General features: G+C 39.1%; 9 protein-coding genes. All 9 read right to left on the bottom strand.

The window, feature by feature from the left end; translation table 11 throughout:
• Positions 1–2 precede the first annotated feature (2 nt).
• Complete coding sequence (locus tag ACZOVS_RS04525; RefSeq protein WP_483996036.1) at positions 3–2594, bottom strand: KAP family P-loop NTPase fold protein; 2592 nt, start codon at positions 2592–2594, stop codon at positions 3–5.
• 3 nt (positions 2595–2597) lie between these two features.
• Positions 2598–3740 carry a restriction endonuclease subunit S gene (locus tag ACZOVS_RS04520; RefSeq protein WP_483996035.1) on the bottom strand — a complete coding sequence of 381 codons (1143 nt, stop codon included), beginning with the start codon at positions 3738–3740 and terminating at the stop codon, positions 2598–2600.
• An 8-nt stretch (positions 3741–3748) separates the two neighbouring features.
• Complete coding sequence (locus tag ACZOVS_RS04515) at positions 3749–4861, bottom strand: Fic family protein (protein WP_483996034.1); 1113 nt, start codon at positions 4859–4861, stop codon at positions 3749–3751.
• A gap of 16 nt (positions 4862–4877) precedes the next feature.
• On the bottom strand, positions 4878–6407 hold the full coding sequence (locus tag ACZOVS_RS04510; RefSeq protein WP_483996033.1) for a type I restriction-modification system subunit M: 1530 nt from the start codon (positions 6405–6407) through the stop codon (positions 4878–4880).
• Positions 6408–6414: 7 nt separating this feature from the next.
• A complete protein-coding gene (locus tag ACZOVS_RS04505; RefSeq protein WP_483996032.1) occupies positions 6415–6975 on the bottom strand; it encodes a restriction endonuclease subunit S in 561 nt (186 codons plus the stop codon).
• A 560-nt stretch (positions 6976–7535) separates the two neighbouring features.
• Entirely contained in the window at positions 7536–8708 is a 1173-nt protein-coding gene (locus tag ACZOVS_RS04500; protein ID WP_483996031.1) for a glycosyltransferase, read from the bottom strand.
• A complete protein-coding gene (locus ACZOVS_RS04495; RefSeq protein WP_483996030.1) occupies positions 8705–10024 on the bottom strand; it encodes a glycosyltransferase in 1320 nt (439 codons plus the stop codon). The genes ACZOVS_RS04500 and ACZOVS_RS04495 overlap by 4 nt, the downstream gene beginning before the upstream one ends.
• On the bottom strand, positions 10021–12516 hold the full coding sequence (locus tag ACZOVS_RS04490; protein WP_483996029.1) for a YfhO family protein: 2496 nt from the start codon (positions 12514–12516) through the stop codon (positions 10021–10023). The genes ACZOVS_RS04495 and ACZOVS_RS04490 overlap by 4 nt, the downstream gene beginning before the upstream one ends.
• A 9-nt stretch (positions 12517–12525) precedes the next feature.
• Positions 12526–14106, bottom strand: a complete 1581-nt coding sequence (locus tag ACZOVS_RS04485; RefSeq protein ID WP_483996028.1) for a right-handed parallel beta-helix repeat-containing protein — start codon at positions 14104–14106, stop codon at positions 12526–12528.
• Positions 14107–14288: the final 182 nt, after the last annotated feature.

Raw genomic sequence — 14288 nt, 5'->3', positions numbered from 1 at the left:
ACCTATTTTTCGACATTCAAATACTCAAATTCAAACTCAACACCTGTTTCCCAACCTCTATTTTTACATTCATCCATAAAACGGATAAACTCGTCCAATTCTTTCGAATCTATATTATGATTCACTTGATTTTTCTTGATTCTAATGACAAAATCTTCAAAATCTTTCCATGAATCCCAAATAGTAATTACACGTTGATTAATTCCATAACGTTTAGTCCCAAAAACATTCAATGGTATAATCATGCTCGTTACCATAGGTATAATATGCTGTTCAGAAAAACTTTTATAAATATTTTTCGCTCCATCTATATATCTTCTTTCTTCTTTTAAAAGGCCATTTTCACTCGCCGTTCTCACTATAATCCTCATTAATTCCATGTAATTATCAACAACCATAAATGAAGTATCTTTGAGGCTGGCAATTTTATTAAACATATTCAATCTTATTTCTCTTGTTTCTTCTTGAGTAAATAATTCAAGGGGCCACTCCACCTCTCTTTCCAGATGCATCAGAAATTCACATACGAACCATGACGGACCATTTTCATAAAGTACAGTCTGCAAAAACGTTTTATAAGTATCATGCCCGTTCTTAAAACAAGAAGGAGGATTCAATATCTTTATCTTTCTAAAATCATTTATTCCAAAAATATTTTTCGTAGAGTTCGTTCCTACATATAAAATAGTACGCACCCATTTCATATATGTATCTTTATCTTTTGGTTGAAATTTTTTCAATTGGCTTTGCAATGAAAAAGATTTTGTTGATAGCGCTGATTTTACCCTTCTTTTAATTTCCTCAAATGGCAAACCCCACAAATTATCAAATTCATCCGCAGAATAGTCTTCTTCCAAAAGCATATCATAAAAGTATCTTTCATAAGCATCTTCAGAATTTATACCTCTCAAATCAATTGAACTATCAGAAAATAATTTATCAAATATAGACAATATCTTCTCTTTCTGTACCTCTGAATATACATGTCCAAAATATTTATCCCATTCTTCTCTAATATCAATCATATCTCTATTCAAAAAGCCATTTAATCCAGTTGGATCGTTTTGTTCATTCTCCCTTTTATACAAAACCAAACTACCATATATTCCTTTTTTAAACAAGCGAGACTGATACTTGCCCAATAAATCAAATGCCTCTTTATACTTGACTTTTAACAAAGTTATGTTCATTAAGTCTTTTAGGACAATCTCTCCTGCCAAATGAGGATAAGAAGAATGTAATGCATTGGTAAAACGCTTCACATCACGTAAATTTCTCAACTCATCTATTACAAAATCTCTTGAACCGGACGAGTCATAGACGGTGACTTTCAAATCTTCTACATCTCTCTTACTTACCATAAACTTACAGCAAGATTCAAACAAAACATCTTGCAATACCTTCTTTTCAAACTTAGGTATTGTATATTCTATCTGAAAAATCTTTTCCAGATAAATATCTGGCATAATCACTTTATTTTGCTCCGAGATTGTCTTGACCATATAATTTTTGTCATAAGCTGCAATAAAATATAGGTTTGGAAAACTCGCTCCATTCCTCAGCAACTGCAACACTTCCATTATTTCTTCACCTATCAACCTGTCCAAGTCATCCACAACAACTACTATCGGCTTTGGTATGCTTTGCAATGTCTTTTCCAAAGTCTCCTTAGCCGTTTCCAGACTATCCTCCCGATGAAATAATGCATAAACCGATGACAACAATTGCAACATAGTCGAATCAGTCTTTCCCAACAAAGATGCGTATGCTTTTATTTGATGATTTAATGAACGGTTATAACAACTCAACTTCTTGCTTAGCTCCGCAAAAAAGGCTTGTGTCAAGTTACTTCCTTTGCCATATACCCAAGGAGAATAATCCATAACAATAGCCCTATCTCCTAAATGATATTTTATCAGATTAACAAACGATGTTTTGCCATATCCCCAAGGAGCAACAATACCAATGGCAAACGACCTTTCTGACAATTTTGTTCGCAATAACTTATTTGCAATGCTTTCGGCAAATGGACTACGTTTTAAAATGTCTTCTTGGGGATTTTCATGTATAGGTTCATCCAAAACAAAACCCTCACCTTGATTCACCTTTTTATTGCGAATAGAGGATATTTTTGTTATCACCCACACGGCAGACCAAGTAAAGTAAAGCAATACGGCATATAGAGCAACAATATCAACAAAGGCTATATTGTCAATAACATAAGTAAACGTAAATGCATCACTATAAAATCTATAATATGCCCATATAAGCACCAACAAAAGAGCAATATATAAATGGGAAGGTGAAATCTGTTCCTTATTCCATAAAGCATAGCAAGTGCGGACAATTATATATATTACACCAACCACAAAGAGGATACGCGTAAAAAATGTAACCTCAAAAGAAGAAAGAAATGGAAGGACTAAATAATATGTCAACAGCTTTTCAAAAAACGATTGAAAGCAGAAATAAACGATAAATAGCAATGTCCAAAACAAATTTTTATGCATTGCTAAAGTCCATAGGTTTGTGGCCTTTTCACAGAACCATGCTATTAGATTTCGTATTCTACAATTTCCTTCCCGTTCTTTCATATTTTATAACTTCACTCTCCTTTTCCCTGTTAATAATACTTGCATCAAACCTTTCTTTTGTTCCTTCATGGCAGCCAACTTATCTTGCGCCAAGCGGATTTCTTCATCACTTGATGAAAGGATATTGGCAATGGCGGTTTGTTCTTGCAATGCAGGAAAAGGTATCTTGATATAGGCAAAATCAGAATAACTAATTTGCTTTCCATCTCTAATCCCTATTACCGCTACAGACAATCGTTGAATAAAATCATTACTTTTAAAATATGCCTTATAGAATGCACTGTCTACATCAAGAGCCTTTTTTAATACAGTATATGCAGGACTAACAACACCACGATATTGTGAATATTCAATTCCCCCTTCAAATGACCTCAAACTTATTACAAAATCACCAACATCAACAAGTTTAAAAGAAGACAAATCACCAGTAGGCATGGTAACTCTAGACTCTAACATATCTCTCGGAATAACACCATGTTCTTGAGTTGCAGAAAGAAGAATTTCTTGTTTATTGGAACGTATTGATACACTTTTAAAAATCAAACCTGCCTTTACTTTCTTCCATTCTCCTGTAAACCCCGGCAAACGTTTCTTTCCCGTGAGCAGTTGCTGCATCAAGCCTTTTTTTCGCAATTCCAATTTCTGAATCAGCTGGGTCTGTCTTTCTATGGCCTTATCCCATGTACTCAAAATTTCTGCTATTTTCTCTTGCTCGGGAAGAGGAGGGAGAGGAATCATAATTCGCTCTATTGTTGATTTCGACAAAGAAGGTACACCTGTTGCCTCATTATATTTTTTCCAATCTATTATCTGAAATAACAAATAAATATACCTCGCAAAAGTGGTTTTAAATGCATACGTATAAAACAAGGTATCTACTGTCCATATTTTACCCGAATAGAATATCGGTTTATCAATTGTTCCTTTTCTACCTATGCAAACAGTGTCCCCATTATATAAATAATTATTAACATAGGTAATAATCCCTCCTGTGCCAAAGACAGGAACATGTCCTACAGAAAGATGCTTATAATCTTTACCATTTCCTATCGATAATACCTCCCCCAACCTTTTCACCTCCCACTCCATAGGAATAATACCCAATGGTGAATCCTTGTATCCTACCGGTATGTTTTTTATTGTCATAACGCCACCTATTTATTTTGTCCACCATTTATTATTTGTCCACCTTCCGAAGTGGTACAAACCAATGCCACATGCCAATAACCGCCTCGCGCACCACCCAAACGGACAATGTAGCCCTTATCCTGCAGTGCTTTCAGCTGTTTCTGTACTGCCGACTTGTTAATGGGCAAACGCTCCGACAGTTCGCGTACGGTAATGGCAGGTGCATCCAAAAGCACCTTTATCAGCTTTACCGTATTCTCGTTGGCAAATTTCACAAATGCACCATTGTACCACCATATCATATCCGCTTTTTCCTTTACAAACGAGATATTATCAGACAACTCACCGCAAAGCAACTGCTCCATATAGTCGGTAAAGGGTTTTATTGCCTCTTTGCCGGCAAATGCACCGTCAGCCGGCAATTTTCCCGTCAATGCATCTGCCTGATGCAATGCCGTCAGGTAACGGCTTTTGTCCTTGCTTTTCACCACTATCATCGGATAATTGTGTCGTGCCAATATATAATTGACCATCAAACGGGCTATGCGGCCATTGCCATCCTCAAACGGGTGAATACGTATGTAGCGGTAATGAAAAACGGATGCCAATTCAATGGGCGACAATTCGGCTTTTGCTTCCGCTTCATTATACCAATTCACCAAATCGGCCATTAAGGCAGGTGTTTCCTCCGGCGAAGCGTATTCAAAACGCTCACCTGTAACCGTTATCACCGAATTGGGACGGGTTTTGTAAATGCCCGCATGAATGGTATAGGATGTATTCGTGCCATCGGACAACCGGCGGTAACAAACATAATCCTCACGCAACATGGTCCGATGCAGCTGGCGGATAAAAGTTTCGGTCAGCGGCTTTCCCTTGTCGGCCGCCTCGGTCTGCATCATTTTCAGGCACACATTGTGGGCTTTCATTTCTTCCAAATCCTTCATATTGGCTTCATCCACCACCTTGCCGAAAAGCAGGAGCAACTCCGTCTGCCCGTAAGTCAGCGTATTGCCTTCGATATGGTTGGAATTATAGTTGAACTCCAACATGAATTTGCGGTCCAAACGACTTTGGTCTTCCGGCTTTAAAGGCAACAACGACTGCCATTCATTATATAATTGTTCAATACGGTTCATAGTGAAAATATTATGCTTAATATCCCAATTCCTTCAAATACTCTTTCATTTTTGCCTGTACTTCGGCCAATTCGGCTTCAAGCGCATCAATCTCCTGCTGTACGGCGGGAATATCCACTTCGGCTTCCTCTTCAAAGGTATCGACATAGCGCGGAATGTTCAGGTTGAAATCGTTTTCGCGGATATCGGCAGGAGTGGCCACAAAGGCATATTTGTCTTCCGCCACACCGGCATCCAATTCGCCATTGGCAAAGCGGCGGTAAACGCTGACAATATGGTCAATGTCCTGCGGGCGGAGCTTGTTCTGGTTCTTGCCGTTTTCATACTCACGGCTGGCATCGACAAACAACACATGGTCGGTTTTCTTGCCTTTGTTGAAAATGGCGATGGCTGCCGGAATGCCTGTACCGTAGAACAGGTTGGCCGGAAGTCCGATCACGGCTTCCAACAGGTTTTCCTCTATGACATGCCGGCGTATTTTTCCCTCGCTCGCGCCACGGAACAGCACGCCATGGGGAATGACCACACCCACCTTGCCGCTGCCTTCCTGCGCCACCTCTATCATGTGCGAGATGAAAGCCCAGTCGCCTTTGCTTTTGGGCGGAATGCCACGCCAGAAACGGTTATACGGGTCGGTGGCCGCTTCATCGGCTCCCCATTTATCCAAAGAGAAGGGAGGATTGGCCACAACCGTATCGAATTTCATCAGCCGGTCATTCTCTTTCAGCTTGGGATTACGCAAAGTGTCGCCCCAACGGATAACTGCATTGTCAAAATTATGCAGGAACATGTTCATCATGGCCAACGCCCATGTGCTGCCGTTCACTTCCTGTCCGTAAAGCGAGAAATTGTTGTTGCCCACTTCCTTGCCGGCCTTAATCAGCAGGGAACCGGAACCGCAAGTTGGGTCGCAGATACGGGCACCCGGCTTGCTTTTGGTCAGTTTGGCCAACAAGGTGGACACTTCGGCCGGCGTGAAGAACTCGCCCGCCTTCTTGCCCGACTCGCTGGCAAACGTGGAAACCAGATACATATAGGAATCTCCAATGATATCGTTGTCTTCCAAATGGGATTCATCTAATTCCAGCTCGCTGAAATCGACCAGCAGGTTTTTCAAGCGTGCATTTTTTTCCTTGGGTTCGCCCAAATTGGCCGAATTGAAACTGATGTTGCGGAAAATGCTGCTGCCGTCTTCACTGCTCATCTTTTCACGGTTGGCATCCTCCAAATCGGCCAAAGCCATATCAATCAGCTCGCCTATATTGTTTGCATTGCGGTTTTCATACAGATAGTGGAACGAGCTGTTTTCCGGCACCATAAAACGCTCATGGCGCATGGCACGCGCCGCACGTTCCTTATCTCCTTCATATCGCTCTAAATATTCAGAATGCTTGGCTTTATATACATCACTGACATACTTAAGGAAAAGCATAGTCAGGATATAATCTTTATATTGGCTGGGGTCTATCACTCCGCGGAAAGTATCACAAGCTTTCCAAACCACACGATTAATTTGCGACTGGTCTGTTTTCTGTTGAATTTCCATATATAAGTTATTTTATTTTATTCATTAATAATCGTTGCATAATAATATGTTTCTTTTCGATGATTGCATGTTGCAGTTCTTTTTCTCTTTGAGACAAGTCTGCAATCTTTACGATAATATTTTGTTCCGTCAACGAAGGGATTGGTATCTCTAAATTTTCTACGGCAGGTTTATGAATAAGCGGCGTTGCACTACCAACCTGGTGAGTCTTAAAATATGCTTCCACTGAAGGCTGACGTAAAAACCAACAAAGATATTCAGGTGTAACAATCGGGGATTTCAACCGAATCACAAAAAAAGAAGTGGATGCCACCGCTTTTTCTTGCTCACGAAATACGACACTTAAATAATTTACACCTTTGGAGGTAAAAAGGATATCACCTTCATGCAACAAATTCTTATGCATTTTAGATGTTTGAAATACTCGTGAAGCATGCCTTGTGACTATGGTGTCAGTACAGTCCTTAGTCTGTAAATAGGTTATTTCTCCATCCGGATCTGTTTTCTCATATACTCCTGATAAAACCTCTGCAACCTCTTTTAGATATATTTTTTTCTTAGTAATCATTTTACTCTATTTTATGTTGCAAATATACAGATTATTTTTTTACTTCCAAAAATTTCTTGTTTTTTTCTAAGTAATATAATTACTATTTCTGATTTACAAACACAAAATTATATTATCATCAAGAATATCAGCTAAATACATTTATTACCACATTTTATATAATCTATCCTTAATGGCGGATTACAAGGCCTCAAATAATCAGTAATACCTGTATGGAGATAGTCGGATCTATGCCACCACAATAAAAAACATTGTTTGAGTTGATATTAAATTTGTATCAACGAATACTTTTTGTGGAAAGACTCAAAATATTATTTTTTACTTTATATAAATATCTTTCCGTCGTATTATATCCGATTGCCTCAGATAGTACTTCCTAATAATACGAATATAAATATTTCTTTGCTGTCCGAATAAAATCATTATATGGATATTTTATATATGAGATTATTATTAAAGCACAAATGTCGTTCTATCAACATATTGCAAACACTTCATAATATATCTACGTGTAAAAACATATTGTATTCAGACTTCTCGGACCTTACTGTTGACAGAATTCAACCTGGATTATTCCGAATAACTTCCTGATAAACTTCATGATATTTTTCCGTTATCTTATCCCAAACCAAATCTTCTTTCACCTTATTATAAGCATTGACAGCCATTGTCATTCTTTTATCGTCATCATCTATAAGTTGGTGAAGCATATTTTTAAAGGAGTGGTAATCATGGCAAAACAACGCCTGTTCATCTTCTTTAAAGACACCCCAAACGCCGGTACCTTCAACAGCTATCACAGCATTCATCACGGCTGCAGCTTCAAGATATACCAATCCGAATGTCTCGCCTTCACTTGGCAAGGCAAAGATATCGCTTTCTGCCAACAACTCGACCACTTTATCATGGGACAATTGTCCATAAAACTTAACATTGTCCATGCCTTCAGCCTGAGAGTAAAGTTCATGTCTCAGTTCACCGTCGCCTATTATTCCAAGAAAGATTTTTTTGTTGCCATTATATTCCTTTACAGCATCAATAACCCAGGACAAACGTTTTCGTTTTATCATACTGCTTACAACAGTAATTACAACTTCATCACGGCAAGGCTGTAACTCCCTGTATTGCAACAGATTATCATCTATGGCATGAGGTATTACTATACTATTCACTCCAAAATGGCTTTTTATGAAATCCTGTTGAAAGACATTGTGTACAATGATTCTGTCTGCATCATGCAACACCTCCTCGAACTTGGATTTATGACAGCCTGAAGCGAAAGCCTTATTGATATATTTGACATCTGTTTCTCTTATCGACACTATATAAGGTATGCCATATCTTCTTTTCAATATGCGGGCGAAATAACCGTCAGGCAGCACAAAATGAGCATGTGTCAATGCAGGCTGTCCATTCTGTTCCACATAACGGCAAACATCATGCTCTGCAGTTCTCAGCAATGAAAACGAGAGGCTGAAGCCCGGCAACCGGTAATACTCTATGGGAGTAACCGGAATACCGTCATTATACCAAGTCTTATCGAGAGAATGTAGATACTTGTATTTCTTGAATTTATATACCGGAAAAGGCACGAACTCCTTAGGATAAACCATTGCTATGTCATAATATCGCGACAAATGCAGAGCTATATCTACAATAATACGATTGCTGACGCGTGTTGGAGTAGTGATATTGTTAGCAACATACAGGACTTTGTTTTTTATATCTGTCATATCTTTTTTTCCTTATTTTTTATCAAGTCATTGAGCAGAACGGCATAATCGCGGGTAAGATTTCGGCGGGAATATCCATCTACGGAGCTGTCATGACACAAAAGATTATTATTCAAATATTTATTAAAAAAGTCCATTATGACTGTTTTCATTTTCTCCTTATTATGAAAATCAATCACTATGCCGGCAGAGGTGTCGCGCAGCAAAGCAGCAGTATCTCCATCTTCAGGTCCAACAGCCAAGACAGGACGACGGGCTGCAAGATATTCAAACACCTTGCCTGTCAATATTCCTTTAGCATTAGGAGTGTCGTTGACAAGCAACAGCAGCAACTGTGAAGAACACTGTTCTTTCATGACACTATCATGCGGTATATAACTTATATGCTGAAGATTGCCATCAAGACCATTTTGACTTATGGATAACAGTACAGTATTATCTACCTGACCTATGAGACGAAGCCTCAATTTTTTCTTAAACTCTTCATTTTCAGCAACGAGTTCACCGAGAGCCTTCCACAGAGTCACTGCATTACGGGTACTGCCGATAATACCTATATGTGATATAGTGAAGTCATCAGACAGTCTGACATCATGAATATCATTTTCATTAAAGTCGTAGCCATTGGTTATCACAGTGACGTCACGTGCACCAAGACGTGACAGGCTGTCAGCGAGGTCACGACCCACTGCAACCACACGGTCTGCCTTTACAAGCACTTCATTTTCAAGACGGTGATGTTTTCTGTCGCTACGTGCAGACAAATGCAAGTCGTTATAAAAGTCTATCCCGGTCCACGGGTCTCTAAAGTCTGCTATCCATGGAACGCCAAGATCATCATGCAGTTTCATTGCGATGAGATGCATAGAATGAGGCGGACCGGTACTAATGACAGCATCGACAGGATTATCTTTCAGATATCCTTTAAGAAAACGCACTGATGGACGCACCCACATACAACGAGCATCCGGAATAAACATATTACCTCTTATCCATACGCTAAGATTCTGTTTCCATCCTTTTTTCTTTTCTCCTTCTTCAATAAAACCGGCTTTTATCTTTTCATCTTTTTTAAATCCAAGAAATCTCTTATATAAAGAATAAGGTTCTATTATAGGACGGCGTATCACCTTCACCTCCGGAACAATATCTTTCTCCAAAGAGAGGTCTTCGACAGGATATTCTGCATTTTCTGCAGTATATATCACCGGCAGCCAACCATTCTCCGGAAGATACTTCGACATTTTAAGCCATCGTTGTACACCGGAACCTCCGGATGGATACCAATAATATGTTATTATCAAGACCTTTTTCATTCTTCAGTCTTCTTCTGCTTGAAAGCAAAAGCTACCGCAGCCACCAATGCCAACAGAATAATCAAAGAAGTCACAAAAGAAATGGCATTGCCGACTTTCCATACTCCGGGTTCGTAACGCATCACTATCTCATGATTACCGGCTGGAATCAAAGCTGCCCGCATCATATAATCGGCACGTAAAATCTTATGGTCTTTACCATCGACAGTCATCTTCCATCCATCGGAAGTCCAGATTTCCGAAAATACCACCAACTCGTCTGCAGAAGATTCGAATTCATAAACCAACTCATTGGGTTTATATGATTTCATCTCTATAACACCATGACTGTCATTACCTTTAAAGTTTATCAAATCATTCTCGAACTCTCTGTTGACAATAGCAATATTTTTGACATCGGTATCAGCAATAGCATCTATCTCTTCATTTGGAGTATCGACCCATCTCACTTCATCGACGAGCCAGGCATTGCCAAAGGCATTTCTGTTAATCAAAGGCTGTGCATCACCGTGATAAATCACATATTTGGTATTCAGCATATTGAGAACCTTTGTGTTGTCCAACAACTTAACAACATCGTATTCAGTTTTGGCATTGGAAAAGCCTTTGCGTAAATCATTTATCTCACTGTCAAGATAATGAGAAATAATGTCTTGATAACGACGTTGTTTAGCACCATGATAACCTCCGACGGATTTATGATAATATGAAGTACTTGCATCGTTAAAGACATTTTTGGAAATATCTACCACTCTGAAATCAAGAGTATTGTCATTCAATATGAACTCATCAGCCTTTGTCATGGTAAAAGGCCTGTCGAACTGACGTTTTGATATAAAGTTGTCATTATTAAGATATCGTTTGTCCACCGGCAACATATCCACCAATACAAGGACAGCGAGGACAGGCAACAATATTTTCTGTTTCATCTTACCCTTGACAAACAACAGAATACATATTGCAGATGCTGTTATGAAAAAGAAACTTCTCAGAGCATCTTTTCTAAAGACAGCCATACGCACTTCCTCCAACTGAGACATCATGGATTGGTAAACCGAGCCACCGGCACCTTTTGTAAGTTGTTCAAACTGAGCCATTTCATTTTTACTCAGAAAATTAAAGAACACATCTGGCATTACAGACATTATCAAGCATATACCGCCTGTCAAGCCGAAGGAGATATAAAGGGCTTTCATATTGTTTTTCAACACGTCGGGATTTTTCATTATCTCGGCGAGAGCAAGGAAAGCGAGCAGCGGCATACACACCTCTGCAATGACGAGAGTCATAGACACAGCCCGGAATTTATTATATCCTGGCACATAGTCAAGGAAGAAATCGGTAAATCCCATGAAATTCTTACCCCAACTCAGCAGTATAGACAACACTGTAGCTGCCAGAAGTATCCATTTATACTCGTTTTTCACCACAAAAAGTCCTAATACAAAGAGGAATACCACAATAGCGCCAACATATACGGGACCGCTTGTACCCGGTTGATCGCCCCAATACGCATTCTGTTGAGCAATAGCCTGTTTAAAGCGGGAATCCACATTATGAAGAGCCGGATTGTCATTGCCAATATAGCCTGAAGCACCACCTTTAACATTTGGTATCATAAGACTCCATGTCTCCCCAATGCCGTAACTCCATTGTGTGACATAATCTCTGTCAAGTCCATTTGTCTGATTATCAATATCTTTAGACAATACCGGTTTACCTCTCATGGTATCGTTGACATATTTATAGTTAGCATAGAGGTTAGTAGAACTTGTCATCACCGCCAACACAGCAGCTACAGCAAGCAGAGCACTTGCCTTGAAGAATACGTCGAATTTCTTATCTTTAAAAGCCTTGACGAACTCGAACAGCACTACAAATACCACTATCAACAGTAAATAATATGTTATTTGCAGATGTCCGGCACGTACTTCAAGAGCGAGCGACAATGCTGTCAACACAGTACCCCAAAGATATTTACCTTTATAAGACAACAAAATACCGGCAATAACGGGTGCCATATATGCCATTGCCATGGCTTTGGAGTTATGTCCGGCGCCTATCACAATGAAGAGATAGGAAGACAATCCGTAAGCCACAGCACCGATAAAACTGACCCAAGTACCTGCATTTAGAACCATCAACAATACAAAGAAGCCTAGCATGCTTATGAAAACAGCTCCGACAGGATGCGGAAATCCCACACTCAGAATCTTATTGATATACGTCATAAGGTTACTGTTTTGTGTGACGGAAATATTCCAGGAAGGCATTCCGCCAAACATAGAGTTGGTCCATAAAGTCTGCTCTCCTGTCTCTTCCCTGAAATCGGATATCTCTTTTGACATCCCTTTGTACATGTCTATATCATGCTGTTTAATTCTCTTACCCTGCAAAACAGGAGAAAAATACACCATGGTAATGACAGCAAATCCTATGATTGCCAACAATATAGACAAAGCATGCCTATTCTTCTTTATAAAGTCGCTCATATCAATATTTTAATAAACCACTTTTACAACTTTTCTTGAATAATCAGTGACAACATTCAACAAATAGCCGCCACTTTTAAGATTACCGGTATTAAACATCTCGGATAGTGACAAACTATGCTTACCTGCACAAAAAGAGCCATAATTTTTTTCACATATCAATGCTCCGGTAATAGAATATAACTTCAAAATCACGTCGGATGTCTCGCGTAAATCTATCTCACAGACACTGTTAGAAGACAAAGGATTAGGCATGATTTTTATATTCATTTCATAATTATTCTCATCAATATAAATATCATTGAACTCATAAGTTCCAAGGTCTATGATACCATTAAACACACGTTGGTTGCCTGCAAGGTCAAGAGAAGGAAAAGTAAACCCGGGCACTTCAGTTCTGCCATAATCTATACATGGACTTGACTTTGTCAATCTGAAGTCATTATTATCGAAATCCACAAATTGAGGATCTTCCACCAACATATCCTCAATAGTCACCTCAGCAAAAGCGGTGTGTATGCTTTCCATTCCGTTCTGCAAAGCGACATTATAGAGATCCAATTTTGTTTCGCCATCCCAGACCCAAATCTGAGAACCATCCAAAGAAGATGAATGAGCCCAATGATTTTCCCAAATAATAGAATTGTAGAATTTAGGGTGAGCCTCGAAAGCGCACTGCATGCCACCACCGCCTGCTGATTCGCAACAGTTATTTATTATGCTGAAATTGACAAAGAGAGGGTTGGCTGTTGCCACGGCAAGGCCTCCGCCATAGTGAACAGCGTTATTATTATAAAGCAACACGTTGGACATGACGACATCAAGATGTTGGGAACGTTGCACTCCCAATCCACCTGCATTACATGCAATATTATCGTTTATGACAGCTCTGTCAAGTACTACTGAACAGCTGTCGAAAGCAAGCCCTCCTCCATAGCATACGGCACATTCATTACCATGAACATACATATCTTCCATTTTAACATTGCATTTCAGGAATGACATGCCGGCACCATGCAAATAAATATCACCTTCTACGTTATATCCTTTATTGTCAGCCACTTCTATCTTACGGAACTCCAAATCCGAATTTTCCGCATACAGAGCGCCTCCTCGTTTCCACATGACATTATTTCTGAATTTACAGTTAGTCACAAGTATGTTTTTAGTGTCATAAATACGCAATGCACCACCATAAGGATCTTCCGGTATTGCTTTACCATATTCAAAATTACAATAAGACAAAACAACCGATTCATTGCAATTTTCCAATCTTATGCCGTTCCATGCCCCATTACCCTTATGGGTGAGATAAAAACCTGTGGTATCAGCAACAGTAAAATAAATAGAATCTGTTTCTGTACCAACAGCTTCTATTCCGCCATTGACGACGATGCCGTAATAATCATCAAAAATGACACGAGTACCTTCTTCAATAAAAAGCACCGTACCCGGCAAAACTGTAACATCACCTTTTACAATAACGGTATCAGCCTCCCAAATTCCGCTTTGTTCTCCGCTAACCTCGATTGTTTGCGCTTTACCAATAAAAAAGCACGCAATTAACAATGAAAATAAAATAAACCTCATAGACATTTTTTTGCAAAGATATAAATTCTTTTCTATATCGACTCATTTGGCAATACAAAAATCAGCATTTTTAACTATTTTTAAGAAATAATTACTGTATCATTATTAAATTGAAAATGAATTTTAACATTTTTAACGACACTTTACCCTCGCCGCGTACCCCTCCACATTATAATATTCAA

Source organism: Candidatus Limimorpha avicola (genome assembly GCF_056978975.1).
The sequence above is the reverse complement of the archived record's forward strand: the minus strand, read 5'-3'. Positions and strand labels throughout refer to the sequence as shown.